Raw genomic sequence first — 25382 nt, 5'->3', positions numbered from 1 at the left:
TGTTGAATTAGTTGGATGGACAGACCGCGTCGCCCTCGTTGGACGCCAGCCTGATTTCCGTGAACGCGAGCGTCATGCGCCCCGAAGTGGACAGGGAGAAGGGGGACGAAACATGCGTCATGTCCGCGCCCTTGGCCTTGAAGCAGGAAAGTTTGATCTTGGCCGTACGCCATTCGCCGAGTTTCGCACCTGACAACGTTGACGTCACGTCTACCGTCGCCCCGCAGGATTCGCCACAGGCTATCCCAAGGGAAACCGGTTTCTCTGGGGACGCATCCAGCCGATAGCGGATCGAGACCGCCATGTCGCCGGTGGTCTGGCGCGACAGGTCGACGGGTTGGCCCAGCACATTCAACGACCCGGCGCCCTCGCCGCTCCATGTCGCCTGGCGGGCGTTTTCCTGCGCGCCGGCGTCGACGGTCTTCAGCGAAACGGCCCCGCCGACATTCAGGGTCCACGGCGCGGGCGCGCGGCCGGCGACGAAGTAGCGGTCGACATTGGCCTCGGCGCTGGCCGCGCCCGGGTTCTCCGACAGCTGGGTCACCTTCCCCGGCTTGGCGTAGCTCAGGCCATAGCCGTAGGCGAACAACGGGTCGTAATTGGCGTCGCCGACATTGAGCGGCTCCTGGTCGGCGCGCTTGGGCCAGCTGAACGACAGCTTGCCCTGGAAGTCGTTGCGCGGCTTGCCAGCCTTGTCGCCGACCAGCACGTCGGCCACGCCGCCGCCTTCCGAACCCGGCAGCCAGGCCGCGACGAAGGCGTCCGAGGCGTTGATCTCGGGATTGGTCCACATCGGCCGGCCGCTCAGGAACACAGACACCACCGGGACGCCGGCGGCCTTCAGCTTCTTGAGCAGGGCCAGGTCGGTCTTGTCGCCCGGCTGGTACTCGGTGCTGGCGACGTCGCCCTGGAACTCGGCATAGGGGTTCTCGCCGAACACCACGATGGCCACGTCGGGCTTGGTCTTGAAGTCGCCCGAGGTCGACAGCTCGGCGCTTCCGCCGCCGGCCTTCACCGCCTCGGCGATGCCGCCATAGATTGACTGGCCGTGCGGGAAGTCGCCGTTCTTGTTGCCGGTGCCCTGCCAGGTCAGGGTCCAGCCGCCGGCCGCCTTGCCGATGTCGTCGGCGCCGTCGCCGGCCACCAGCACGTGGGCCGAACTCTTCAGCGGCAGCACGCCCTCGTTTTTCAGCAGGACCAGCGACTTGCGGACCGCCTCGCGGGCCACGGCGCGGTGGGCGGCTGACCCCAAGAGCTCATACTTGCCTTCAAGAGGCCGCTTGTTCTCGAACAGGCCCGACTTGACCTTGACCCGCAGGATGCGGCGCACCGCGTCGTCGATGCGCGCCATCGGGATCTGGCCGGACTTCACCTGAGCCAAGGTGTTGTCATACAGGCCCTTCCAGCTGTCGGGGGCCATGATCATGTCCATGCCGGCGATATAGGCCTGGGCGCAGTTGGTGTTGGTGCAGCCCTCGACCTGGCCGTGGGCGTTCCAGTCGCCGACGACGAAGCCCTGGAAGCCCAGACGGCCCTTCAGCACGTCGGTCAGCAGGCTCTTGTTGCCGGTGTGCTTGACGCCGTTCCAGCTGGAGAACGAGACCATCACCGACAGGATGCCCGCGTCGATGGCGGGCGGATAGCCGGCCGCGTGCAGGCGAACTAGGTCGGCTTCCGAGATCCTGGCGTCGCCCTGGTCCTTGCCGCCTTCCGTGCCGCCGTCGGCCAGGAAGTGCTTGGCCGAGCCGGCCACGTGGCTGGCGCCCAGCGGCTTGCCGGCGACCAGCGGCCCCTGCAGGCCCAGGGTCATCGGGCCTGAATAACTCTTCACCACCTCCGGATCCTCGGCATAGCCCTCATAGGCGCGGCCCCAGCGCTCGTCGCGCGGCACGGCCACGGTGGGACCAAAGGTCCAGTCGGCGCCGGTGGCGACCATCTCCTCGGCCGTCGCCTCGCCGATGCGGCGGATCAGGTCCGGATCGCGCGCCGCGCCCAGGCCGATATTGTGCGGGAAGATCGTCGCGCCCACGACGTTGTTGTGCCCGTGCACGGCGTCGACGCCGAACATGATCGGGATTTCCTGGTGGCCGCCACGGCTTTCCAGCGCCGCGGCGCGGTAGGCGCGGATCCACTCGACCCAGCGCTGGGGCGTGGCGCGGTCGTTGCCGTCGGGCGCGCTGTTGCCGCCAACCAGCACCGAGCCCAGGCGGTACTTTTTCAGCTCTTCCGGTGTGATCGAGGCGCCGTCGGCCTGGATCGTCTGGGCGACCTTCTCCTCGACGGTCATCTGGCCCATCAGCTGCGTGATGAAGGCCTCGGTCTTGGCGTCGGTGATCGCGGCCGGGCTGGCGGCCTTGGGCCAGACGTCAGGGTGGGCCGTGGCGTCGGCAGGGGTCTGGGCCGAGGCGGCGCTCCCGAGGCCTCCGGCGAGAACGAGGGCCAAGGCGGAGGCGGCGGCGAGACGACCGTATGCGGACATGGTGTTTCCCAGGATACGCCCGCCCCCCTGGCGGACCATGTGAACTGTCGAGAAAAACGCTCGGCGCGGTGCTTGCGGGATGACCGCGCCGAGCGAAAGAGAAGCGGTCAGGGCCGCTTGGAGGGGAGTGATCGTGCGCACAGGATGGCGCGACGGGCGCTGGTCAGGCCAGGCGAGGTCATGGGGTTTCCTCCTGACGCCGCCTTGCGTGGGCGACCGTCTTGATCACCGCGATCTCACGTAGATTGGACAGCGCTGTCAAGGACAATATGATCACGGTAACATCGATTGGATCCCGAAAAGGCGGTTAGCGCGGCGCCAAATGCAGTGCTGGGCCGGTGGATTCCCGGACGACCAGTTCGAAGTCTAGCAGGCGCGAGGGCGGCGGCGCGCCCTCCTCCCGCTCGACGCCGTGCATCAGCATGTCGGCGGCGGCGCCGGCCATGGCGTGGATCGGCTGGCGCACCGTGGTCAGCTGCGGCCAGGTGATCTTGGCCCCGGGCGTGTCGTCGAAACCGGCGACCGACAGCTGGGCGGGCAAGTCCAGGCGCATGCGGTTGGCCACGGCCATGACGCCCAGCGCCATGTCGTCGTTCGAGGCGAAGATGGCGGTCGGACGGTCGGCGCCGCCCAGCAGCTTCTCGGCCGCCTCGAAGCCCGAGCGGAACGAGAACCAGCCCTGCTCCACCCGGTCGTCGCGGATCGGCAGGCCGGCGTCGCGCATGGCGTCGATGAAGCCCTGGTGGCGCTGGTGCGAGGCGCCGTGGTCGGGGTGGCCGATGATGAAGCCGATGTCCGTATGGCCCAGCGCGATCAGGTGCTTGGTCATCTCGTAGGCGGCCAGGCGGTCGTCCATGCTGACCCACGGGGCGCGGTCGATATCGCCGCCTGGCGCGATACGGACATAGGGTACGCCCTCCCGCTCAAGCGCGGCCAGGACGATCGGATGGTCGCTGAGCGGCGGCGTCAGGATCACCCCGTCCATGCGCAAGGTCGCCAGCATCGGCGCGACCTGGTCCTCGACATCGGCGGTCGAGTCGATCGGCTCGACGATCAGGTGGAAGCCTTCCTGCCGGCAGCGCGCGATGGCGCCCAGCTGCACGTCGGTGACGTAACCGGGGCTGGGATTGTCGAAGAAGACGCCGATCAGATAGGCCTTCGAACCCGCGAGGCTGCGGGCCGAGATGTTGGGGCGATAGTTCAGCGCGGCCACGGCGGCCTGCACCCGGTCGCGGGTGTCGGCCTTGACGTTAGGCTCGCGGTTGAGGACCCGCGAGACGGTCTTGATCGAGACGCCGCTCTCGCGGGCCACGTCGTGGATCGTGATCTTGGCGCTCAATTCCGTCCCTCGCCGCCCCGATTCGTTCGGTGTGGCGGTTACTAAGCCATGACAAGGCTGTCATGGCGAGCCCCCTCGCACATGCCCTAAAAAGGCCCAACGCCAGCCCTGGCATCGGACTGTCGCGCTCACCGCTCGGGGCTTGCTCGCATGAAATTCTCCGACCTGCTCGCGGCGCTTGTCGTCGGGGCGTTCACCGTCGCCCCATCAGTGGCCATGGCCCAATCGTCCATACCGACGCAGACGATGGGGCGGCTGGAGGTGCTGGGCCGCTTCGCCGGCGACGCGCCGTTCTGCGAGGACCTAGGCTACACCCTGATCGATCGCGACGGGCAGACCTTCTCCAGCGAAATCGGCAAGCTGGCTGACCGCGCCGGAGCCAACCCGCAGGAGGCCGAGGCCGCGGTGACCGCCTCGAAGGCGCGACAGACCAGCGATATCCAGGCCGCACGGGATCGCGTCCAAGCCAATCTGAAGGATCCTAGCGGCGACAGGACCCTGCGCGAGTTCGCCGACGGACTCTCCTTCCGCTGCCGCCGCGCGGTCGACGACCCGGTGGGCAGCGTGCTCATGAGATCGCCACCAGGGGCGATCAGCACCCTGTCGCTGCGCTACGTGGACAGCCAGCTCGCGCCCTACGGGCGGGCCGGCTGGCAGTCACCGTATGTGCTGGCGGGCGGCGACCTGGCCGAGGCGGTCGGCGTGTGCGACGCGCGGCTGAGCCGGGCCCAGGGCCGCGCCTATCTGGCCGAGATGCGGGATCCGACCCGTTTCTCGCCCGACATCAACGACACCATCCAGGCCTGGCTCGATACGCGGATCGCCAAGGGGCGCGAGGCCGCCAAGACGACTCCGCCCAGCGCCGCCCAGTGCGGCCAACTGCTGGCGAAGCGGAAAGCGGCGCTGCTGAAGGCGCCCGTGGACTAGCCTCTTTAAGAGACCGCCGCCCGGCCCTCGGGCGTCAGGGCCATCGCGGCGCCGATCAGCGCCGTGTGCGGGTGCAGGATGACGTGGGTCGGGATCGCCTGGGTGAAGCCCGACAGGCGGCCCTTGGCGTCGAAGCGCTCGCGGAACGGGCTCTTTTCCAGGATGTCGATGATGCGGGGCGCGATGCCGCCGGCGATGAACACGCCGCCGCGCGCGCCCAGGGTCAGGGCGATATCGCCGGCCGTCGAGCCCAGCACCGCGCAGAAGCGATTCACCGTGGCCAGGCTGTCGGCGCAGCCCTCGACCGCGCGTTCGGTGATCTGCTTGGCGGCCAGGGCCTCGACCTTGCGGCCTTCGGCCTCGGCCAGGATCACGTGCAGGTCTTCCATGCCCGGACCCGACAGGATGCGCTCGACCGAGACGCGACCGCCGTCCAGCTGCTTGGTCAGGGCGCGCAGCACCTCGATCTCCACCTCGTCGACCGGGGCGAAGGCGACGTGGCCGCCTTCGGTGGCCAGCGGGATCTCCTGGCCGTGGCGGCGCACCAGGCCGGCGACGCCGAAGCCGGTGCCGGGACCCAGGATGGCCAGGTCCCCCTCGCCCGAGGTCGGCAGATGGCCGATCTGGCGCAGGTCCTTGGGACCCAGGCGCGGCGCGGCCAGGGCCTGGGCGGTGAAGTCGTTGATCAGCCTGGCGTTCCGGAAACCGCCGGCGCGACGCAGGCTGTCTTCCGAGATCCGCCAGTCCAGATTGGTCATGTGGACCGAGCCGTGCTCGATCGGGCCGGCCACGGCCACCACCGCCTGGTCGGGATGGCGCACGCCGACCTTCTGCAGATAGGCCGCGATGGCGTCCTCGGCCGTGCCGTAGTCCTCGCCCTTATAGGTCGTGGGCTCGATCAGGCGCGGGTCCTGACCGTCGAATTCGACCAGGGCGAAGCGGGCGTTTGTGCCGCCGATGTCGCCGACGAGACCCAGACCCGGGCTGTGATTGCCGTCCATAACCTAGCGCTTCCTCAAGCAAAGACGGAGGCGCCGGCATCGGCCGCGCCGACCCCGCCGCGCATCCATCCAAACAGTTCCCTACCAAAGCCCGGCTTGGACGCCGGGACGTTCGCCGGCGTACGGGCCAGCAGCGCCGCCTCGTCCACCAGGATCTTCAATTCGCCGGTCTCGGCATTGACGCTGATCACGTCGCCGTCCTGGACATAGGCCAGCGGCCCGCCCTTGGCGGCTTCCGGCGTCACGTGGATGGCGGCCGGGGTCTTGCCCGAGGCGCCCGACATCCGGCCGTCCGTGACCAGGGCGACCTTGTAGCCGCGATCCAGCAGCACCGAGATCGACGGCGACAGGTTGTGCAGCTCGGGCATGCCGTTGGCGGCGGGACCTTGGAACCGCATCACCACGACGACGTCGCGGTCCAGCTCGCCACGCTTGAAGGCGGCGATGAAGTCTTCCTGCTCCTGGAACACGGCGCAGGGCGCTTCGATCACGTGGTGCTCGGGCTTCACGGCCGAGATCTTCATGACGCCGCGACCGAGGTTGCCGGCGAGGAGACGCAGGCCGCCCTCCTTGCTGAATGGGTCGGAGACCGGGCGGACGATGGCGGTGTCCAGGCTCTCGGCCGCGCCCTCGCGCCAGCTCAGCACGCCGTCCTCGAGGTGCGGCTCCTGGGCGTACAGCGACAAACCAGGACCGGCGATGGTCTGGACGTCCTCGTGGACGAGACCGGCCTTGAGCAGCTCGCGGATGATGAACGCCATGCCGCCGGCGGCCTGGAAGTGGTTCACGTCGGCCGAGCCGTTCGGATAGACCCGGGCCAGCAGCGGCGTCGCCTTGGAGATGTCGTCCAGGTCTTCCAGCGTCAACTGGATGCCGCCGGCATGGGCCATGGCGATGATGTGCAGCGCCAGGTTGGTCGAGCCGCCGGTGGCCATCAGGCCGACCACGCCGTTGACGATCGACTTCTCGTCAATCATCCGGCCGACCGGAATGAATTCATTGCCCTTGTTGGTCACGGCGGCGGCGCGGCGCGCGGCTTCCTTGACCAGGGCCTCGCGTAGCGGCGTGTTGGGGTGGACGAAGGCCGAGCCGGGCAGATGGAAGCCCATCAGCTCCATCAGCATCTGGTTGGTGTTGGCCGTGCCGTAGAAGGTGCAGGTGCCCGGGCCGTGATAGCTGGCCTGCTCGGCTTCCAAGAGCTCGGCGCGGCCGACCTTGCCCTCGGCGTAGAGGGCGCGGATGCGGGCCTTCTCGCTATTGGGCAGGCCCGAGGTCATCGGGCCGGCCGGCACGAATAGCGCCGGCAGGTGGCTGAAGGTCAGGGCGCCCATGACCAGGCCCGGGACGATCTTGTCGCAGACGCCCAGATACAGGGCCGAGTCGAAGGCGTCGTGGGTCAGGGCGACGGCCGTGGCCATGGCGATGACGTCGCGCGAAAACAGCGACAGCTCCATGCCCGGACGGCCTTGGGTCACGCCATCGCACATGGCCGGCACGCCACCGGCGAACTGAGCGGTGGCCCCGACCTCGCGCGCTGCGGTCTTGATCAGCGCCGGATACTCTTCCAGCGGCTGGTGGGCCGACAGCATGTCGTTATAGGCCGAGACGATGCCGATGTTCGGCGCGTTCGGGTCCAGCGCGCGCACCTTGTCGACGCCCGGCGAGGCGGCGAAGGCGTGGGCCCAGTTGGCGCAGGACAGCTTGGCCCGTCCCGGCTGGCTGTCGATCGCGTGTTGCATGTTGGCGAGATACGCCGCGCGGCTGTCCTTGCTGCGTTCGACGATGCGAGCTGTGACTTCGGCGATGACCGGGTTCATGGCGCTTACTCCGCCCAGAGGATGCGGACCTTGGCGCGGTCCTGCTTCAGGATGGCGGCGACCGGCAGGGCCGGATCGACGTCGCCTTCCAACAACGCTTTCTTGGCCGCGCCGGTCACCAGCAGCACGATCAAATCGGTGCGGGTCAGGGCGGCCAGGGTCAGGCTCAGGCGCTGGATGTCCGGCGCGGGATCACCAGCCGGCACGGCCAGGACCGAGCGCTCGGAGTGAAGATCCAGGCCGCGCGCCAGCACCGGATTGCCCGGGAACAGCGAGGCGAAGTGGCCATCGGCGCCCACGCCCAGCAGCACCACGCCGAACGGCGCGGCGGCGATGACGCCCTCTTCGGCCTTCAGCGCGCTTTCCTCGTGGCTGACGCCCTCGAAGAACAGCGGCGCGAAGTCAGCTTTCGCGGCCTCGCCCGTCAACAGGTGACGACGGACCAGGCCCTCGTTGCTGCCCGGATCGGACGGCGGGACGAAGCGCTCGTCGGTCAGGGTGACCGTGATCTTGTCCCAGGGCGCGGTCATGCCGGCCATGCGGTCATAGACCGGCGCTGGCGTCGTCCCGCCGGTGGCCGCGAAACCCGCCTTGCCGTGGGTCGCCACGGCCGTGGTCAGCGCCCCGACCAGGATCGAGGCGGCGGCGTCGTAGAGGTCTTCGCGGGAGCCGAAAGCTTCGAACTTGGCCATGACCTTAAGCCTTCCAGGACCGGCCGCCGGGCGAGATCAGCCCTTGCGAAGATTGCGGACCCCAGGTGCCGGCGGCGTAGTGGGCCGGCTCGATGCCGGCCTCGGCCCAGGCGGCCGAGACGGCGTCGATGAACTTCCAGGCCTGCTCGACCTCGTCGCGGCGCACGAACAGCGTGCGGTCGCCGCGGAAGGCGTCCAGGAACAGCTTCTCGTAGGCGATTCGGCGGCGGCCGCCGCTCTGGCCGAACGACAGCGACAGCGGCAGCGACTGGAGGCGCATGCCCTCTTCCGACAGGCCCGGACGCTTGTTCATGATCGTCAGCGAGATGTCTTCGTCCGGCTGCAGATCGATGACCAGGCGGTTGGCGCACAGCTCGCCATCCGTCGCGGGACCGAAGATGTTGTGCGGCAGCGGCTTGAACTGAACGACGATCTGGGTGCGGCGGTCGGGCAGGTTCTTGCCGGTGCGGAGGAAGAACGGCACGCCGTCCCAGCGCCAGTTGTCGATCGCCACCTTCATGGCCACGAAGGTCTCGGTCTTGGTGGGCTTGCCGACTTCCTCGACATAGCCGGGCCGGGCCGAACCCTCGACCACGCCGGCCACGTACTGGCCGCGCACGGTGTCGTGGGCCACCGTCTCCTTGGTGAAGGGACGCAAGCTGCGCAGAACCTTGACCTTCTCGTCACGGACCGCGTCGGGGTCGAAGCCCGACGGCGCCTCCATGGCGACCAGGCAGAGCAACTGCAGCATATGGTTCTGCACCATGTCCCGCAGCGCGCCGTATTCGTCGTAATAGGGCCAGCGGTCGCCGACTTTCTCGGTCTCGGCGATGGTGATCTGGACGTGGTCGATCCTGTTGCGGTTCCACAACGGCTCGAACAGCACATTGGCGAAGCGCAGGGCGGTCAGGTTCTGGACCGTCTCCTTGCCCAGATAGTGATCGATCCGGAAGACCTGGCTTTCGTCGACCACGGCGGCGACGGCGGCGTTGGTGGCCTTGGAGCTCTCGAGGTCGCGACCCAGCGGCTTTTCCAGGATCAGGCGCGTGTTGGGACCAGTCAGACCGGCGGCTTGCAGCGCTTGGCAGGCCGGGCCGTAGATGCTGGGCGACAGAGAGAAGAAGATCACCAGGTCGCCATGCGCGCCGATGCGCTCGGCCAGCTTCTTGGTGTCGTCCTCGCTGGTGATGTTGGCGGGCACGTAGTCGAGACGGGCGGCCAGGCGGCTCCAGACCGACTCTTCCACCGTCGCGCGCTTGCCCAGTTGCTCGCGAACCAGGGCGCGATAGCTGGCGGCGTCATGGTCCGCGCGAGCAACGCCGATGATCCGCAAGTCATGCGGCAGCAGTCGATCAAGCTCGAGGAAATAGAGCGAAGGCAAAAGCATTCGCAGGGCCAGATCCCCCGCGCCGCCAAGCAGCACAAGGACCTCGCGGCCGTTCTCGCCGTCTTCTTTCTTCTTAACCAATGTCGTCCACCCTATGACAACGTTGTCATGACATGCCCGTGGCAGAAAGGCAAGCGCGGGAGCGTGATAGCCGAAAGTGTGAGCGGTTTCGGCGGGTCTCACGCTCCAATACTTGCAACCGAGCCTGTTTATCCGTTTCGGAAATCAGAAACGGACAGGCTCGGGCTCCTCCCGTCATATGGGACGGTGAGCGGGCTCTAACTAGGCTAAACGTCTAGAGCCCGCCATAAGACCAATCGGCTTTTGACGGGTGAATTTTCGGTGACGCAGGCGCGCTCCGAGGCGGGTCATGCCTCGAAGTTCGGCGGAATCCGTGCTGGCGGGAAAGCCCCTGCCCCAATGCCTCGCCTTAGCGAGCGCCGGCGGGCTTCCCGGTGCGGAAGCGCTCCTTCATCCGACCGATCCAGCCATTGAAGGCTTCGTTGTCGGCGGTGACGCGGCCGAAGTCGGACGCCGACAGCGATTCGACGTTCATGCCTTGCAGGGCCACGCGCAGGCCGTCCGGATTGCCCGCGTTCTCCACGAAACCCGACCAGCGCTGGCGCAGACGCGCCAGGGACTTGTCGTCGTCGGCCAGGCTATAGGCCACGGCCGACCGCAGCAGACGGGCCTCGTCGCCGGGACTCAGCGCGCCCGGCGTCTTGAAGCGCTCACCCAGCGAGCGCTCGTACATCGCGCCGGCCAGCGGCCAGGTGTGCTGTTTCCAGGCGATCTCGGCGCGGATCTCCTGGCCGTCGCGGCTGGCGTCCTTGTCGATCAGCTCCAGGGCGTCGTCATAGCGCCCCAGGCTCATCAGGGCGCGGGCCGTGGCCAGGCGACGCTCGACGTTCAGGGCCGGCGGCAGGATCGTGGACCGGGTCGCGTTGATGGTCTCCAGCGCGTCTTCCGGCTTCTTGTTCATCAGGTAGATCCAGGCCAGGTCGGTGGCGACCTGGGCCTTGGGCACGCCGTTCAGACGGTTGTCGACCTGGTATTTCAAGAGCTTGCCGGCGTCGTCCAGCAGGTCGACATCGACCAGGCGGCGCACCAGGTTGCGGACCATCTGGTCGCCGTCGGCGCCGATCGGCGTAAGGTCCTGGAAGTCGTAGAACAGGCCCACGGCCTGGATCGGCTGCATGCCGTCGGCCAGGCCTTGCAGGAACAGCTGCCGGAAGGTGTTGGACAGATCGTTCTGCAGCGCCACGGCTTCCGGGCGGTCCGGCAGCTGACGACCGGCCGAGCGCAGCACTTCCAGCGCCTCGCGATAGCGGCCCTGGTCGATATAGAGCTTGCCCAAGGCGCGGATGACTTCCAGCTCGACGCCGTCGCCGCGCCAGCGATAGCGCAACTGGTTCAGGGTCTCGGCGGTCTTGGCGGCGTTGATCTGGCCCTTGGCGTAGCCCAGCTGGGTCGCGTGCAGTATGGCCGGCGTGGCCAGTCGGTCGATCGGCGACTTGGCGATGGCCTGGAACATGCGCTGGGCGCGGACCTTCTCGCCCTTGGCCTCGAAGATGCGGGCCTGGGTTAGGCGGATTTCCAGCTGGTCGGCGACCGGGACCTTGGGCACGGCCAGGGCCTTGGTAATCAGCTGCATCGCCCCGGTCAGGTCGCCGACGCCCAGCGCCGCCTGGGCCTGGGCGTGCAGGAATCGCGCGCGCCAGACCGGCGGGAACAGGTCCAACGCTCGACCGCCGCCGGCGAACTTGCCGCGCGCGTCGGCCCACTGGCCCTGCTTGGCCGAGATGTAGCCGCGCCACATCGCGCTCGACGGATCGTCGCTGAGCACGGGCGAGGAGAAGTCGGCGTCGGCCTCGGTCAGGCGGTTGGCCATCACCTTGGCCACGCCGCGCAGGCCGCGAAATTCGGCGTCGCCCAGCAGGGTCTGGTGCTTGCGGCCCGCGGCGTTCAGCACGCCGATGGCCTCGAACGACATCTGCGAGCCGACCAGGAAGCGGGCCAGCGCCATACGGGCGCCCGTGTCGCTGTCCTTGCCATCGCCTTCCGGCGCGGCGGGAATGGCGCCTTGCAGGGCGTTGTAGCGGGTCAGGAAACCGCCCGAGCCGGTCTTGGGCCAAGTCTCCAAGTCGATCAGGGCCGGCATCGACATCGGCTGCGGCGCGCCGGCGGCGGCCTCTTCCGGCGGCGTGTTGGCCGAGATCGGCGACAGGATCAGGCCCTTGGGCCGACCGATGCGTAGTAGGTCCCCGTCGGCCTGCACCAAGAGGTCGGAGGCGTAGGTCTCGATGGCCAGGCCCTGCACGGACTGCAGCAGCGCCATCTCGACATATTCGCGACGCGACGGCAGGCCCTTGGACGGGGCCAGGGCCGGAGCCACGATCATCTTGTCGCCGACGGCCGGGTCGTCGACCCACACCGCCTTGGTCACGCCCGAGGCGGTCGCCGAAAGGGTCGCGGGCTGCACGCTCTCGTCGCGCGCGACCTTGATGACGTCAGGGCTCTCCTGCGAGCCCGGGCCCAGGCTGATCTTCCATAGACCGCCCTGCCCCTCGGCCACATAGGGCGTGCCGGCCTGGGTGACGATGCGCAGGGCGCTGTAGTCCGCGCCCTTGAAGGTCTGAATCTTGGAATAGCGGATACTGGACGCCGGCAGCTTGGACGTATCGAGGCGCGCGGGCGTGTCGAACACGATCCAGACGGCCTCGCCGCGTCGGAAGACCGCGGCCCCAGCCGGGGCGGCCCAGTTGAACGCCAGCGTGACCTGCTGGTCCTCGCGCTCGAACTCGACCTTGACCACGCCGCCGGCGGGCATCGGGTTCGGGCGGCCGATCGGCGCGGCGGCGGTGGCCGTCTGGCTGGCCGGGGACGCGCCCGGACGAGCGAAGATGTTGACGAAGTCGATCCCGTCCGCGTTGCCCAGACGCGCGTCGGCGTCGTCGGTCAGGGTCAGCACGATCTCGAGCACGCCGTTGACGTGGCGGGCTTCGGACGCTTTCACCCAGCGCGGCGGAGCGATCTTGAGACTGGAAAGATCGGGATTGGCGTCACGGCTGAACCGCAGCACCAGCGTCTGGCCCTCGCGGTGCGAGACCATCCGCGCGCCGCCAGCCCAGTGGAACTCGACCCGCGAGAAGTCAGCCGCCTGCGCGACGCGCACGTCCAACGCGCCGCGCGCCGCGACGGGCGGCGGCGCGGCGTAGCCGGACGGCGCCAGCGTCCCCGCGATACACGCGGCGGCGACGCTGGAACGCAGGAGCTGACGAAGGGTCATGGGCCTCCCTTAACCAGCCTTCTTGGGAGCCGACTTGGCCTTGGGAGCCGCGGGGTCCGTGGCGCCGGCCAGGCCGGCGTCGGCCTGCTGATTCGGCGCCGCGGCGGCGGCGTTGTCGGCGATCGCGGCCTTGCCCTTCTCGACCGCCGGATTGGTCAGGCGCGAAGCCAGACGCTCGGTCAGGATCTTGGCCTCGCCCGGCGACATGTTGGCCAGGATCATCGCCAGGGTGCGTTCCTTCATCTTGGCGGCGATCGGCAGGCGAACCTCGTCCGACAGCAGGGTCATGCGGGCGGCGGCGTCCTTGGGCTTCATGCCGCCATAGACGGTGACCAGGCGATCGACCTCGGCTTGCTTCTGGCTGTCGACCTGGCCCAGCAGGCCTTGGATGTCGCCCTTCAGGCCCGTCAGGGACTTCATCTTGGCGTCCAGCTTGGCTTCCGCGGCGGCCAGCAGCTGCAGCTGGACGTCGATGTCCTGCTCACGCTGGTCCAACTGGCCGCGACGGGCGCCCAGGCTCTGCAACACCCGCAGTTCGGCGGGCGAGAGACCGGCTTCCTTGGCGAGAGCGTCGGCCGACGGGGCGCAGACGCGCGGCGGCGGCGCGTTGGCGGCGGCCGGCTGGCCCGCGCCCTCGGCCGAAGCCGCCTGTTCGCCGGCCTTCTTGCCCTCGGGCTTGGCGACGCCTTCGGCGAAGGCCTTGGCCCCGCCCAGCAGGTCCGGCAACGACTTGGCGCCGGCCATGGCGTTGATCGCCAGGACGCCGCCGACAGCGACGCCGACCAGGGGGAGGATGCGAGGAACGTTCTTCATCAGCGAGGCGCTCTGGGGTTGCTTCCGGGACGCGGGGCTTCGCCCGGTCCATCGAAGAGGTCATCATCGATCCGCGTCCGTGAACGCGGGGTTTCGCGGGAGGCGCTAGGCGCGCCCAAGTTGGGGCGAGCGGCCGGCGGGAGACGGTCTTCCCGGTCCAGCAGGCGCTCGAAATCTTCGGCCTTCAGCCGGCGCTCCGCTTGCGGCGCGGCTTCCGGCTCGCGGCGGGCCGGCGCCGGACGTTCGAAGCGCTCTTCACGCTCCGGACGCTCGGCGCGTTCCGGACGAGCGCTCGGCGACGCCAGCGGACGGCTGGTCCGCTCTTCCAGCTGGGCCGCGAGGGCCTGGGCGCGCTCGATGCGCACCGCCAAGGTCTCGGCGGCCTCGTCGGTGGCCGCGCGCAGATCCGCCAGCCCCTGCTCGGCGCGGGCCGCGGCCCTGTCCAGCTCCGTCACCGCCTTGGCGAAGCCCTCATGGCTGTCGCGCAGGGCCTTCAGGCGGCGCTCAAGACGCCAGCCAAAGGCCAGCGCCGCGATCAGCAGCACCGCGAGGAACCCGTTCATGGCGAAGGCGATCAGGCTCATTTCAGCTTCTGCACGGCCTTCTTGGCGGCGGGCGTCAGCGGCGCCTCGGCCCGCACGGCGATCGAATGGTTGCGACGGCCCATGCGGCCGCGCGTCAGCGGGATCGCCCCGGCGCGCAGCTCGACCAGGCTGTCGGGCGTGGCGTTCAGCATCAATGTGTCGCCGATCTGCATGTTCAGCACGCGCGACAGCGGCACCTGCTGCTCGTCCAGGACGGCGCGGACTTCCATCTGCGTGGTCCACAGCTCGGTGGCCAAGTGGCCTTCCCAGATGTTGTCGCGACCGAACTTCTCACCCATGAACTGCTGCAGCAGCATCTTCCGGATGGGTTCCAGCGTGGCGTAGGGCAGCAGCAGCTCGATGCGGCCGCCGCGGTCTTCCATGTCGATGCGCAGCTTCACCAGGATCGCGGCATTGGCGGGCCGGGCGATGGCGGCGAAGCGCGGGTTGGTTTCCAGGCGGTCCAGCGAGAACGAGACCGGATGCAGCGGCTCGAAAGCGGCCTTCAGATCGTGCAAGACCACCTCGATCATCCGCTGCACCAGCACCCGCTCGATGGTGGTGTAGGGGCGGCCTTCGATCCGCATCGCCGCGGTGCCGCGACGGCCGCCCAGCAGCACGTCGACGATCGAGTAGATCAGGTTCGAGTCGACCGTCAGCAGGCCGTAGTTGTCCAGCTCCTCGGCCCGGAACACGGCCAGGATGGCCGGCAGCGGGATAGAGTTCAAATAGTCGCCGAAGCGGATCGAACTGATGTTGTCGAGGCTGACCTCGACGTTGTCTGACGTGAAGTTCCGCAGGGACGTCGTCATCAACCGCACCAGGCGGTCGAAGACGATTTCCAGCATCGGCAGGCGCTCGTACGACACCAGCGCCGAGTTGATGATGGCGCGGATACCCGTGCGGTCCTCGCCGCCGTCACCCGAGAGGTCGAAACCCAGCAGGCTGTCGATCTCATCCTGGTTCAGGATGCGTTCGGAACCAGCCTCGCCGCCGCCGTCATCCCAGCCGCCCATGCCGCCGGAGAAGTCGCCGAACTCGTTGCCGCCGCCAGCATCGCCGCCTTCACCGAAGGCGCCGGGGGGATTTTGCGAGGCCCATTGGGCCATCGCCGCCTGATCGTCGATTTCGTCCGCCATGATCTTTCGCCCAACCAGCCCAAGGGCCTAGTTGATCAGCATCTCCTCGATGAGGACCGCGTTCACCTTGGCCGGCGCGGCGACCAGGTTCACCCGGCGCAGCAACTCGACACGCAGTTGGAAGGTGCCCTGCGAACCATTCAGGTCCTCGGGGCGCAGTTCGCGCAGGAAGGTCTGGAACATGTCCTGCAGCCTGGGCAGATTCGGCGTCAGCGCCTCGGCGGTGTCCTCATCGGGCAGCTCGAAGGTCAGCTTCAGCTTCAGGAAGGTCGACTTGCCGTCGGCCGTCTGCATGTTCACGACGATGTCGGGCAGCGTGTAGAAGACCACGCCGTCGGGGCCTTCCTTGATCACGGGCGCGGGTCCGCCGGCGGCGCCTTCCTTGCCGCCTTCGCCCTCGCCTTCCTTTTTCTTCTCTTTCTTCTTTTCCTTCTTCTCCTTGCCATGCTCGGCGCCGGCTTCGCCATGAGCCTCGGGCTTTGGCTTCATCAGGAAGAAGGCCGCGGCCCCGCCGCCGCCCAGCACCAGGACGCCCGCCGCGATCGCGATGATCAGGATCGGCGGCTTCTTTTTTGCAGGAGCTTCGCCCTCGGCGCCCTCTTCGCCTTCCGGAGCAGGAGCTTCCTTTTCGGGTTTCTTGGCCACGCGCGCGGTTCCTTGGAATCTATGCCCGTACACATGCGGGGGACATGGTTAACGATGTGTTTTGGAAGCCATTCTGTCGCAGGCTGAATCTGCCCGGCAGACTCCTCCACACACCCCTGCGTTAACCTTCCTATTTGTTGATTTATAACGTTTTTTAGGGCTGGCACGAAGGTTGCTTCTGGAGATGCGGCGCATTTGTCGCGCCAGTCGCCCCGAGTTAACCCGCCATGGACAACGCGCTCTACGTCGGCCTTTCGCGTCAGATGACGCTGCGCCGCCAGCTCGACATCGTGGCCAACAACATCGCCAACGCCAACACGACCGGCTTCAAGACCGAGGACCTGATGGTCCGCACCGAACAGGCCAAGCCGGCCAAGACCCTGGACGGCGCGGCCCCGGTCAAGTTCGTGCTGGACGACCGTGTGGCCCGCGACTTCACGCAAGGCGCCATGACCAAGACGGGCGGCGACTTCGACGTGGCCATCGAGGGCAATGGCTTCTTCCACATTCAAACCGCCTCCGGCGATCGCTACACCCGCGACGGCCGCTTCACGACCAATCCTGAAGGCCAGTTGGTCACCCAGCAGGGTAATCAGGTCCTGGACGAAGGCGGCGGCGCGATGACCATCGACCCGACGCTGGGCCCGGTCTCGATCGGCAAGGACGGCACGGTCAGCCAGGGCGCGGTCCGCGTTGGCCGCATCGGCGTGGTCCGTCCCGACGACCTGGCCTCGTTGGCCAAGGATGGCGACAACCTCTATCGCAACACCACCAACACCACTCTGGCGGTCGCGCCGGACGCCCGCGTCCATCAGGGCATGCTGGAATCCTCGAACGTCCAGCCGGTCATCGAGATCACCAAGCTGATCGAGATCCAACGCGCCTACGAAGGCGTGGCCAAGATGATGGACAACACCGCCGAACTCTCGCGCAGCGCCGTCGAGCGTCTGGGCAAGCTCAACTAAGGGACGCTAGCGATGCAAGCTCTCCGCACCGCCGCTTCGGGCATGTCGGCTCAACAGCTGAACGTCGAAGTCATCTCGCACAACATCGCGAACATGAACACCGTGGGCTTCAAGCGCCAACGGGCCGAGTTCCAGGACTTGCTGTACCAGCAAGTGGAGCGCGCGGGTTCGCAGTCGTCCAGCAACGGCAATATCGTTCCGACCGGCGTTCAGGTCGGCGGCGGCGTCAAGGCCGGCTCGGTCTATCGCATCACCGAGCAAGGCACCCCGACCCTGACCGACAACCCGCTGGACATCGCCATCCAGGGCAAGGGCTATCTGCCGATCCTGATGCCCTCGGGCGAGACGGCCTATACCCGCGCCGGCAACTTCTCGACCAACGACCAGGGCCAGATCGTCACCGAGGACGGCTATACGGTCCAGCCAGGCATCACGGTTCCGCAGAACGCCACCGACATCATCATCGGCAAGACCGGTCTGGTGCAGGCGAAGCTGGACGGCCAGACCGAGCCGCAGACCATCGGTCAGATCCAACTGGCGACCTTCATGAACGAAGGCGGCCTGGAACAGATCGGCGACAATCTGCTGCTGGAAACCGCGGCCTCTGGCGCGGCCACCCTCGCCGCTCCTGGCGAGCCGGGCTTCGGCACGCTGATGCAGCACTACACCGAAGCGTCGAACGTCGACGCGGTGACGGAAATCACCCAGCTGATCACGGCCCAGCGCGCCTACGAGATGAACTCGAAGGTGATCACCACGGCCGATCAGATGCTCCAAGCCACCTCGCAGCTGAGGGGTTAAGTTCATGAAGACCCTTCTCCTCGCCGCCGCCGCCACCCTGGTGATCACCGCTATCGCCGCCCCGGCCTTCGCCGGGACGCCGGTGACCCTGCGCAACGACACCACCGACTCCGACGGCCGCATCACGCTGGGCGACCTGTTCGACGGCGTCAGCGGCCCGGCCGCCAACATGGTCGTCGCCGCCCGTATGGGCCCCACCGCCGTGCTCGACGCCGGCCAGGTGCAGGTCTCGGCCCGCCGGGCCGGCTATGACTGGACGAACGGCAACGGCATCCGCCGCATCATCGTCCGTGAAGGCGTCGACAACGGCGGCGTCTCGGGCAATGGTGCCGCGTCCGCCACGGCCTCGCGCGGCAATGTGGAAGTTCTTGCCTATGCCCGCAGCATGTCGGCCGGCGAAATCGTCCAGCCCCAGGACCTGATCTACGTGAAGATGGCCGGCGCCCCCGCCGACGCCCCCCGCGATTCCGAGGCCGTCATCGGCCTGGCCGCCAAGCGCCCCCTGCGTGAAGGCGCCGCGGTCTCCCTGCGCGATGTTGCCGCGGCCCAGGTCATCAAGAGCGGCGACCTGATCACCATCACCTATGATGACGGCGGAATTTCCCTTTCGCTTCAAGGGAAAGCCATGGCCGCCGCCGCCGCCGGCGACGTCTTCGCCGTGCAGAACACCCTGTCCAAGAAGATCATTCAGGCTGTCGCGACCGGTCCCGGCAGCGCCGCCGTGGGTCCGCAGGCCCGGAGCTTGCAAGCCCGTTCGCAACCCGTCCGTTTCGCCGCTCGCTAAGAGGTAGCTCACCCCATGCGTCGCCCCGTTCTCATCGCCGCCGCCGTCCTGCTCGCTCCGCTGGCCGCCTGCTCCACCGTCACCGAAGCCGTGAAGGGCCCGAACCTCGCTCCGGTCGGTTATCCGGCCGCCCTGGCTCCGATGGAGCAGCAGTACGTCTCCTCGCGTGAGCCCGCGCCGCAGGCCGCCTCGGCCAACTCGCTGTGGCGGGTCGGCGCCCGCGCCTTCTTCAACGACCAACGCGCCAGCCGCGTGGGCGACATCCTGACCGTGATGATCGACATCGACGACAGCGCCAGCACCAAGAACCAGACCGCCAGCTCGCGCACCTCGAACATGAAGGCCGGCGTGCCGAACTTCCTGGGCCTGGAGTCCAGCCTGGGCAAGGTCCTGCCGGGCGGCTTCGATCCGGCCAACGCCGTGAACACCAACTCGGCCACCACCAACGCCGGCGCGGGCAGCGTCCAGCGCTCGGAAAAGATCAGCCTGACGATCGCCGCCGTGGTCAGCCAGGTCCTGCCGAACGGCAACATGGTCATCCAGGGCACCCAGGAAGTCCGCACCAACGCCGAGCTGCGCCAGCTGACCGTGGCCGGCATCGTGCGTCCGGAGGACATCTCCTCGGCCAACACCATCAAGCACACCCAGATCGCCGAAGCCCGCATCAGCTACGGCGGCCGCGGCGACATCAGCCGCGTCCAGAAGACCCCGGCCGGCCAGTCGCTGGTCGAGAAGTTCTCGCCCTTCTAAGCGAGACGCTGCGTAAAGCCTGAACGGGCGCGGCGGCCGCGAGGCTTCCGCGCCCGATTTCATTTCAGGAGCCATTCAGGTCCCCGCTGCGTTGATCGAGCGAGGAGGACCATCCCATGGCGTCCCGTATCGCTCTTGCCGCTCTCGCGCTGCTGACCGCCAGCCTGGCTGGCTGCGCGCACGAGAAGGTGGCGGTGGGCGGCTACCGCTGGGCCTATCTCGAAGGCGCGCAGGAAGCGCCGCGCTTGGCCTATGGTCGGCCCAACAGCGACGACGTCGTGCTGATGATCAGCTGCCAACCGGGCCAGGATCAGGTGAACGTCTCGGCCGTGGGCCTGTCGGGCGGAGAAATTGTGCTGGCCTCGGGCCGGAACGAGAGCCGCTTCGCCGCCGACGCGCTGGAAGACGAGGTTTCTGGCGGCAAGCTCCTGGAAGGCCGTGGCCGCACCAGCGCCCCGGCCCTGGCGAACTTCCGCAAGTCAGGCGACCTGGACCTGCTGACCGAGGGCGAGCGCCACAGCCTAGCGGCGGGCTCTGCCGACCAGGGTCACGTGAAGGCCTTCTTCAAGGCCTGTAGGGTTTAGGGCTTCCACCTCAAACACTCCAACCGTCATCCCGCGCTTTATGCGCGGGACCCATTTGTCCGCCGCAAGTGAAGTGCGGGCGTAACTCGCACGTGGAAGCTGAACCATGGGTCCCGCGCATAAAGCGCGGGATGACGTTCGTGGTCGTAGTGATAGCGGTGGGAACGGAACCTTATGCCCGCCGCCCCGTCCCCGCCGCGCTGACATTGTCCATGCCCAGGGCCGACAGCGCGCCGCGCAGGATGCCGTCGGCGTCGAGGCCGGCCTGGGCGTACATGGCGTCGGGCTTGTCCTGGTCCTGGAAGACGTCGGGCAGGCACAGGGTGCGGATCTTCAGGCCGCGATCGAAGGCGCCGTGCTCGGCCAGGGCCTGCAGCACGAAGGCGCCGAAGCCCCCCATCGAGCCCTCTTCCACGGTGATCAGCGCCTCGTGCTCGCGCGCCAGGCGCAGCAGCAGGTCCAGATCCAGCGGCTTGGCGAAGCGGGCGTCGCAGACGGTGGCCGAGAGGCCACGCGCGGCCAGCAGGTCAGCGGCCTTGAGGCTTTCGGCCAGGCGCGTGCCGAACGAGACGATGGCGACGCTGGTCCCCTCGCGGACGATGCGGCCCTTGCCGATCTCCAGCGGGTCGACATGGGCGGGGATTTCCAGACCCAGGCCCTCGCCGCGCGGATAACGGAAGGCGCTGGGGCGGTCGTCGATCGCGGCGGCGGTGGCGACCATGCGGGCCAGCTCCACCTCGTCGGCGGCGGCCATCAGCACCATGCCGGGCAGAGCGCCCATGAAGCCGATGTCGAAGCTGCCCGCGTGGGTCGGGCCATCGGCGCCGACCAGGCCGGCGCGGTCCATGGCGAAGCGCACCGGCAGGCCCTGGATGGCCACGTCGTGCACCACCTGGTCATAGCCGCGCTGCAGGAAGGTCGAATAGATCGCGGTGAACGGCTTCATGCCGTCGGCGGCCAGGCCGGCGGCGAAGGTCACCGCGTGCTGCTCGGCGATGCCGACGTCGAAGGTGCGCTCCGGGAAGGCCTTGCCGAACAGGTCCAGACCCGTACCCGAGGGCATGGCGGCGGTGATGGCGACGATCTTGTCGTCCTTCTCCGCCTGCTTGATCAGTTCCTGGGCGAAGACCTTGGTGTAGCTGGGCGGGCCGGCGGCCGCCTTCTGCTGCTGGCCGGTGACGACGTCGAACTTGGCCACGGCGTGCAGCTTGTCGTCCGCGCCCTCGGCCGGGGCGTAGCCCTTGCCCTTCTGGGTGACGCAGTGGACCAGCACCGGCTTGTCGCCGAAGGCCTTGGCGTTCTTCAGCACGCTGACCAGGGCGTCCATGTCGTGGCCGTCGATCGGGCCGACATAGTGGAAGCCGAGTTCCTCGAAGAAGGTGCCGCCGGTGACCATGCCCCGGGCATATTCTTCCGCCTTGCGAGCGGCTTCGCGCATCGGGGTCGGCAGCTTCTCGACCACCGTTTTGCCCAGCTTGCGCACCGAGCGGTAGGCGCCGCCAGAGACCAGGTTGGCCAGATAGGCGCTCATGCCGCCCACCGGCGGGGCGATCGACATGTCGTTGTCGTTGAGGATGACGATCAGGCGCTTGGTCGTATCCGTCGCCGCGTTCATCGCCTCATAGGCCATGCCCGCGCCCAGCGAGCCGTCGCCAATCACGGCGATGACGCTGTTGTCCTCACCCTTGGCGTCGCGCGCGGCGCAGAAGCCCAGCGCCGCCGAGATCGAAGTGGCCGCGTGGGCCGCGCCGAACGGGTCGTATTGGCTCTCGGCCCGCTTGGTGAAGCCCGACAGCCCGCCGCCCTGGCGCAGCGTCTTGATGCGGTCGCGGCGGCCGGTGAGGATCTTGTGCGGATAGGCCTGGTGACCGACGTCCCAGATGACGATGTCCTTGGGCGTCTCGAACACGTGGTGCAGCGCCACGGTCATCTCGACCACGCCCAGGCCCGCGCCCAGGTGCCCGCCCGTCACCGACACCGCGTCGATCATCTCGGCCCGGACCTCGGCGGCAAGCTGCTTGAGTTCCGATACCGACAGGCCTCGCGTGTCGGCGGGCGAGGCGATGGTGTCGAGCAGTGGCGTTTTGGAAGACATGTTTGACAAAAGCGCGGTCAGTTGCGGCGGTCCAGCACGAAATCAACGCTTTCGCGCAGATGTTCGGCTCGATCGCCAAAGATTTCGAGATGAGAGCGGGTCTGTTCGGCCAAAAGCGTCACGCGCTCCTTCGCCGCGTCCAGCCCCAGCAGGGTGACGTAGTTGGCCTTGCCCATGGCGGCGTCCTTGCCGCCGGTGGCCTTGCCCATCGCTTCGGGGTCGCCCTCGGCGTCCAGGATGTCGTCGACGATCTGGTAGGCGAGACCCAGGTCCTGGGCGAAGGCCATCAGCGCGGCGCGCTCGCCCTCCTTGGCCCGGCCGATGATCAGCGGGATCTCGAAGGCGAAGGCGATCAGGGCGCCGGTCTTCAGGCGCTGCATGCGCGCCACCGCGCCCAGGTCGTCGCGGACACCCAGGATATCGATCATCTGGCCGCCGGCCATGCCGCGCGCGCCCGAGGCGATCGCCAGCTTGCGCACCAGTTCCGAACGGACGTGGCCGTCGTCGTGGGTGTCGGGGTGAGCCATGATCTCGAAGGCCGCCGTCTGCAGGGCGTCACCCGCGAGGATGGCGGTGGCCTCGTCATATTGCTTGTGCACGGTCGGACGGCCGCGACGGACGTCGTCGTCGTCCATGGCCGGCAGGTCGTCGTGGACCAGGCTGTAGGCGTGGATGCATTCCAGCGCGCAGGCCGCGCGCAGCACTGGCCGTTCGGGCAGGTCGAACATCTTGCCGGTCTCGAGCGCGAAGAACGGACGCAGCCGCTTGCCCGGGCCCAGGGCCGCATAACGCATGGCCTCGGTCAGGCGTGTCTCCGGACCATCGGCGCGCGGCAGCAGCTCGTCGAGCGCCACGGTGACGATGTCGGCGGCCTGGACGATCCGCCTGGCCAGGTCCGAGGGGGCGAGATCGGTCAAGGGCGGCTCCCCTCGGTCTGCGCGCAGGCGCCTTTCATCAGTTGAACTCGGCCGCTTCGGCGGTCACGGCGCCGCCTTGGCCGAGGACGATCTTCTCGACCTTCAGGCGCGCGGCTTCCAGCTTCTTCTCGCAGTGGGCCTTCAGGGCCGCGCCGCGCTCATAGATGTCGATGGAGTGCTCCAGCGGCGCCTGGCCCGACTCCAGCTCGGCCACGATCCGCTCCAGCTGCGCCAGGGCTTCCTCGAAGCTCAGGGCGGAGATGTTTGCGGAGGGGCTGGCGGCGTCGGTCATTTCAACTCTCAGGTGAACAGGCGTGAGCCTAGTGTCCCAGGCCGGCGCGAGCAACGGCCTAGAGCCTAGGCGTGGTTAAGGGAAGAGGGTTTGAACCTTAGGCGCGACGGAAGCGCTTGATGCTCCAGTAGGCGTGACCCTCATCCACCAGTTTCGTCAGCCCACGCGCCTTCAACGCATCGGCGATCATCCAGTTGAAGAAGCCGTGGGCCACCACCAGCACGTCCTGGCCCTGGTCCGCCAACGCGATCAGCAGGTCCGCCGCCTTGCCGGCCCGGACCTCGGCCTCGGCGCGGGTCTCCTGGCCGCCGTGGTTATTGAAGAACCACCACCAGAAGCGGGCGAAGAAGCCCAGGCGCTTGGGCGACATCCTCAGCCATGGCGGCCATGGCGGCGGCGGCAGCGGGGCCTCGATGAAGGTCGGGTCGGTGGCGAAGGCCCGGTCGCCGGTCACCGCCTGGGCGGTTTCTATGGCGCGGCGGCGGGTCGAGGCGATGATCACGTCGACCTCGAGGGCGATCTGGATCAGCTGCTCGGGCGGGGTCTGGCCTTCCTTCAGGCCGCCCACCTCATAGCGCGCCCACCACTCGCCATATTCAGGCGCGTTGAGACGCACCTTGCGCGACAGGGCGGGTTCGCCGTGACGGGCCAGGGTGACGACGCCCGGCGTCGCGGGCGGGGATGTTTGGTCGGCGATCGTGACGTCGGCCATATTATGGAGAAGTCGGTCGGCCGATGGCCGCCCCGTCCTCTCACCCCTCCTGAAGAGCGCGCACATGCGCGGCGGCGGAACGCCCCAGCGCCTGGAGGTCGTAACCGCCCTCGAGCGAGGACACAACCCGGCCCTTGGCCCGGGCCTTGGCCACCGAGACGATCGCGCGGGTCGCCCAGGCGAAGTCTTCCTCCTCCAGGCTCTGCGCCGACAGCGGATCGCGGACGTGGGCGTCGAAACCGGCCGAGACGATGACCAGTTCGGGCGCGAAGGCGTCGACCTTGTCCATCAGCCCCTCGAATCGCGACCGCCAGGTCTCGCGCGGCGCATGCGGGGCCACGACGGCGTTGGCGATGTTGCCGACGCCCCGCTCCGAGGGATCTCCGGTGCCGGGATACAGCGGCGACTGGTGGATCGAGGCGAAGAACACGGTCGGATCGTTCTCGAACACGGCTTGGGTGCCATTGCCGTGGTGGACGTCGAAATCGACGATCGCCACCCGCTTCAACCCCGCGCCTTGCGCCGCGCGGGCCGCCACGGCGACGTTGGAGAAGACGCAGAAGCCCATGGCCGTTCCGGGCTCGGCGTGGTGGCCGGGCGGCCGGACGGCGCAGAACGCCCGCTGGGTCTCGCCCGCCGCCACGGCCCGCACCGCCGCCGCGCTGGCCCCGGCCGCGCGTCGCGCCGCCGTCAGGCTGCCCGTCGACATCACCGTGTCCGGATCCAGCGACCGCCGGCCACCGCCGGGCGCGGCGGCGAAGACGGCCTCGACGAAGGCCCGGGGATGCACCCGCAGCAGATCCTCGACATCGATCAGCGGCGCGTCCCGCGGCTCCAGCCGCAGATTGGGATCATCGTTCAGCGCGTCGATCACCGCCCGCAGGCGCTGGGGGCTCTCCACGTGGCCGTCGCCCGGCTGGTGGTCCAGCATGTCGAGGTGGGTGTAGAGCGCCAGGGTCATCGGTCAGCCGGCCTTCCGCTCGGGCTCGACCACCAGGCCCAGCACATTGGCGTCGCCCCAGACCTTCAGCGCGCAGATCACCGGCTCCAGGCTCTTGCCCTTCGTCGACAGCGAGTACTCCACCTTGGGCGGCACCTGCGCATAGACGGTGCGGATGATCAGGCCGTCGGCCTCCAGCTCGCGCAGCTGCTTGGTCAGCATGCGCTGGGTCACCGCCCCTAGCTTCCGCGCCAAGGCGTTGAAGCGCATGCGGCCGCTCATCAGGTGGAACAGGATAACGCCCTTCCACTTGCCGTCGATCAGGCCCAGCGCCGCCTCGACGCCGCACTCCTTGGGATCGTCCATGACGCCTCACGGTATACAAATGGGTACTACATACAGAAAATGACCGTACTTGCGAAGATCGTAG

23 protein-coding genes and 1 pseudogene are annotated in these 25382 nt (G+C 68.2%); 6 read left to right on the top strand and 18 right to left on the bottom strand.

Annotated features, from left to right (window positions below; all coding sequences use genetic code 11):
• Nucleotides 1-7 precede the first annotated feature (7 nt).
• Both ACW173_RS15365 and ACW173_RS15360 read right to left on the bottom strand, forming a co-directional pair.
• Nucleotides 8-2479, bottom strand: coding sequence for a glycoside hydrolase family 3 protein (locus ACW173_RS15365; RefSeq protein WP_492080864.1), 2472 nt, complete (start codon nt 2477-2479; stop codon nt 8-10).
• A 307-nt stretch (nt 2480-2786) separates the two neighbouring features.
• Nucleotides 2787-3818 (bottom strand): LacI family DNA-binding transcriptional regulator, encoded by a 1032-nt coding sequence (locus ACW173_RS15360; RefSeq protein WP_492080863.1) that lies wholly within the window; start codon nt 3816-3818, stop codon nt 2787-2789.
• 150 nt (nt 3819-3968) lie between these two features.
• Between ACW173_RS15360 and ACW173_RS15355 the strand changes: the two genes are divergently transcribed.
• Nucleotides 3969-4745, top strand: a complete 777-nt coding sequence (locus tag ACW173_RS15355; protein ID WP_492080862.1) for a hypothetical protein — start codon at nt 3969-3971, stop codon at nt 4743-4745.
• A 5-nt stretch (nt 4746-4750) separates the two neighbouring features.
• Here ACW173_RS15355 and glk read toward each other — a convergent pair whose 3' ends face one another.
• The 9 genes from glk to fliL form a co-directional block, all read right to left on the bottom strand.
• Entirely contained in the window at nt 4751-5746 is a 996-nt protein-coding gene (gene glk / locus ACW173_RS15350; protein ID WP_492080861.1) for a glucokinase, read from the bottom strand.
• Nucleotides 5747-5760: 14 nt separating this feature from the next.
• The gene (edd, locus tag ACW173_RS15345; protein ID WP_492080860.1) at nt 5761-7563 is read right to left on the bottom strand and encodes a phosphogluconate dehydratase; all 1803 of its coding nucleotides are present in this window, start codon (nt 7561-7563) and stop codon (nt 5761-5763) included.
• 5 nt (nt 7564-7568) lie between these two features.
• Nucleotides 7569-8255 (bottom strand): 6-phosphogluconolactonase, encoded by a 687-nt coding sequence (gene pgl / locus ACW173_RS15340; RefSeq protein ID WP_492080859.1) that lies wholly within the window; start codon nt 8253-8255, stop codon nt 7569-7571.
• A 4-nt stretch (nt 8256-8259) separates the two neighbouring features.
• Complete coding sequence (gene zwf / locus ACW173_RS15335) at nt 8260-9723, bottom strand: glucose-6-phosphate dehydrogenase (protein ID WP_492080858.1); 1464 nt, start codon at nt 9721-9723, stop codon at nt 8260-8262.
• Nucleotides 9724-10072: 349 nt separating this feature from the next.
• Nucleotides 10073-12931: a tetratricopeptide repeat protein gene (locus ACW173_RS15330; RefSeq protein ID WP_492080857.1), complete on the bottom strand. Its 2859-nt coding sequence runs from the start codon at nt 12929-12931 to the stop codon at nt 10073-10075.
• A 9-nt stretch (nt 12932-12940) separates the two neighbouring features.
• Nucleotides 12941-13744 carry a MotE family protein gene (locus tag ACW173_RS15325; RefSeq protein ID WP_492080856.1) on the bottom strand — a complete coding sequence of 268 codons (804 nt, stop codon included), beginning with the start codon at nt 13742-13744 and terminating at the stop codon, nt 12941-12943.
• Nucleotides 13744-14328: a DUF6468 domain-containing protein gene (locus ACW173_RS15320; protein ID WP_492080855.1), complete on the bottom strand. Its 585-nt coding sequence runs from the start codon at nt 14326-14328 to the stop codon at nt 13744-13746. The genes ACW173_RS15325 and ACW173_RS15320 overlap by 1 nt, the downstream gene beginning before the upstream one ends.
• A complete protein-coding gene (fliM, locus tag ACW173_RS15315; protein WP_492080854.1) occupies nt 14325-15467 on the bottom strand; it encodes a flagellar motor switch protein FliM in 1143 nt (380 codons plus the stop codon). The genes ACW173_RS15320 and fliM overlap by 4 nt, the downstream gene beginning before the upstream one ends.
• A gap of 27 nt (nt 15468-15494) precedes the next feature.
• The gene (gene fliL, locus ACW173_RS15310; protein ID WP_492080853.1) at nt 15495-16112 is read right to left on the bottom strand and encodes a flagellar basal body-associated protein FliL; all 618 of its coding nucleotides are present in this window, start codon (nt 16110-16112) and stop codon (nt 15495-15497) included.
• Nucleotides 16113-16339: 227 nt separating this feature from the next.
• Between fliL and flgF the strand changes: the two genes are divergently transcribed.
• From flgF to ACW173_RS15285, 5 genes are all read left to right on the top strand, one after another.
• Entirely contained in the window at nt 16340-17077 is a 738-nt protein-coding gene (flgF, locus tag ACW173_RS15305) for a flagellar basal-body rod protein FlgF (protein WP_492080852.1), read from the top strand.
• Nucleotides 17078-17089: 12 nt separating this feature from the next.
• Complete coding sequence (gene flgG, locus ACW173_RS15300; protein WP_492080851.1) at nt 17090-17878, top strand: flagellar basal-body rod protein FlgG; 789 nt, start codon at nt 17090-17092, stop codon at nt 17876-17878.
• A gap of 4 nt (nt 17879-17882) precedes the next feature.
• Nucleotides 17883-18662: a flagellar basal body P-ring formation chaperone FlgA gene (gene flgA / locus ACW173_RS15295; RefSeq protein WP_492080850.1), complete on the top strand. Its 780-nt coding sequence runs from the start codon at nt 17883-17885 to the stop codon at nt 18660-18662.
• 15 nt (nt 18663-18677) lie between these two features.
• Nucleotides 18678-19412 carry a flagellar basal body L-ring protein FlgH gene (gene flgH / locus ACW173_RS15290; protein ID WP_492080849.1) on the top strand — a complete coding sequence of 245 codons (735 nt, stop codon included), beginning with the start codon at nt 18678-18680 and terminating at the stop codon, nt 19410-19412.
• Between the two features lie 116 nt (nt 19413-19528).
• Nucleotides 19529-19996, top strand: coding sequence for a hypothetical protein (locus tag ACW173_RS15285; protein WP_492080848.1), 468 nt, complete (start codon nt 19529-19531; stop codon nt 19994-19996).
• 25 nt (nt 19997-20021) lie between these two features.
• Here ACW173_RS15285 and ACW173_RS15280 read toward each other — a convergent pair.
• From ACW173_RS15280 to ACW173_RS15250, 7 genes and pseudogenes are all read right to left on the bottom strand, one after another.
• A pseudogene (locus ACW173_RS15280) lies at nt 20022-20104 on the bottom strand (hypothetical protein); the annotation flags it as partial.
• Nucleotides 20105-20168: 64 nt separating this feature from the next.
• Nucleotides 20169-22091 (bottom strand): 1-deoxy-D-xylulose-5-phosphate synthase, encoded by a 1923-nt coding sequence (gene dxs, locus ACW173_RS15275; RefSeq protein WP_492080847.1) that lies wholly within the window; start codon nt 22089-22091, stop codon nt 20169-20171.
• Nucleotides 22092-22108: 17 nt separating this feature from the next.
• Complete coding sequence (locus tag ACW173_RS15270; protein WP_492080846.1) at nt 22109-23008, bottom strand: polyprenyl synthetase family protein; 900 nt, start codon at nt 23006-23008, stop codon at nt 22109-22111.
• Nucleotides 23009-23045: 37 nt separating this feature from the next.
• Complete coding sequence (locus ACW173_RS15265; protein WP_492080845.1) at nt 23046-23300, bottom strand: exodeoxyribonuclease VII small subunit; 255 nt, start codon at nt 23298-23300, stop codon at nt 23046-23048.
• Between the two features lie 97 nt (nt 23301-23397).
• The gene (locus ACW173_RS15260) at nt 23398-24078 is read right to left on the bottom strand and encodes a histidine phosphatase family protein (protein WP_492080844.1); all 681 of its coding nucleotides are present in this window, start codon (nt 24076-24078) and stop codon (nt 23398-23400) included.
• Nucleotides 24053-24973 (bottom strand): histone deacetylase family protein, encoded by a 921-nt coding sequence (locus ACW173_RS15255; protein WP_492080843.1) that lies wholly within the window; start codon nt 24971-24973, stop codon nt 24053-24055. The genes ACW173_RS15260 and ACW173_RS15255 overlap by 26 nt, the downstream gene beginning before the upstream one ends.
• A gap of 3 nt (nt 24974-24976) precedes the next feature.
• Nucleotides 24977-25318 (bottom strand): winged helix-turn-helix transcriptional regulator, encoded by a 342-nt coding sequence (locus ACW173_RS15250; RefSeq protein WP_492080842.1) that lies wholly within the window; start codon nt 25316-25318, stop codon nt 24977-24979.
• Nucleotides 25319-25382: the final 64 nt, after the last annotated feature.

It is taken from the genome of Caulobacter sp. ALps2 (genome assembly GCF_058681635.1).
Note: the sequence above shows the minus strand (reverse complement) of the source record. Positions and strands in the feature narration are given on the sequence as shown.

Coding starts and splice junctions, on each gene's coding strand:
- ACW173_RS15365 (WP_492080864.1), bottom strand. CDS start 2,479: ATGTCCGCATACGGTCGTCTCGCCGCCGCCTCCGCCTTGGCCCTCGTT.
- ACW173_RS15355 (WP_492080862.1), top strand. CDS start 3,969: ATGAAATTCTCCGACCTGCTCGCGGCGCTTGTCGTCGGGGCGTTCACC.
- glk (WP_492080861.1), bottom strand. CDS start 5,746: ATGGACGGCAATCACAGCCCGGGTCTGGGTCTCGTCGGCGACATCGGC.
- edd (WP_492080860.1), bottom strand. CDS start 7,563: ATGAACCCGGTCATCGCCGAAGTCACAGCTCGCATCGTCGAACGCAGC.
- pgl (WP_492080859.1), bottom strand. CDS start 8,255: ATGGCCAAGTTCGAAGCTTTCGGCTCCCGCGAAGACCTCTACGACGCC.
- ACW173_RS15330 (WP_492080857.1), bottom strand. CDS start 12,931: ATGACCCTTCGTCAGCTCCTGCGTTCCAGCGTCGCCGCCGCGTGTATC.
- ACW173_RS15325 (WP_492080856.1), bottom strand. CDS start 13,744: ATGAAGAACGTTCCTCGCATCCTCCCCCTGGTCGGCGTCGCTGTCGGC.
- ACW173_RS15320 (WP_492080855.1), bottom strand. CDS start 14,328: ATGAGCCTGATCGCCTTCGCCATGAACGGGTTCCTCGCGGTGCTGCTG.
- fliM (WP_492080854.1), bottom strand. CDS start 15,467: ATGGCGGACGAAATCGACGATCAGGCGGCGATGGCCCAATGGGCCTCG.
- flgF (WP_492080852.1), top strand. CDS start 16,340: ATGGACAACGCGCTCTACGTCGGCCTTTCGCGTCAGATGACGCTGCGC.
- flgG (WP_492080851.1), top strand. CDS start 17,090: ATGCAAGCTCTCCGCACCGCCGCTTCGGGCATGTCGGCTCAACAGCTG.
- flgA (WP_492080850.1), top strand. CDS start 17,883: ATGAAGACCCTTCTCCTCGCCGCCGCCGCCACCCTGGTGATCACCGCT.
- flgH (WP_492080849.1), top strand. CDS start 18,678: ATGCGTCGCCCCGTTCTCATCGCCGCCGCCGTCCTGCTCGCTCCGCTG.
- ACW173_RS15285 (WP_492080848.1), top strand. CDS start 19,529: ATGGCGTCCCGTATCGCTCTTGCCGCTCTCGCGCTGCTGACCGCCAGC.
- dxs (WP_492080847.1), bottom strand. CDS start 22,091: ATGTCTTCCAAAACGCCACTGCTCGACACCATCGCCTCGCCCGCCGAC.
- ACW173_RS15265 (WP_492080845.1), bottom strand. CDS start 23,300: ATGACCGACGCCGCCAGCCCCTCCGCAAACATCTCCGCCCTGAGCTTC.
- ACW173_RS15260 (WP_492080844.1), bottom strand. CDS start 24,078: ATGTGCGCGCTCTTCAGGAGGGGTGAGAGGACGGGGCGGCCATCGGCC.
- ACW173_RS15255 (WP_492080843.1), bottom strand. CDS start 24,973: ATGACCCTGGCGCTCTACACCCACCTCGACATGCTGGACCACCAGCCG.
- ACW173_RS15250 (WP_492080842.1), bottom strand. CDS start 25,318: ATGGACGATCCCAAGGAGTGCGGCGTCGAGGCGGCGCTGGGCCTGATC.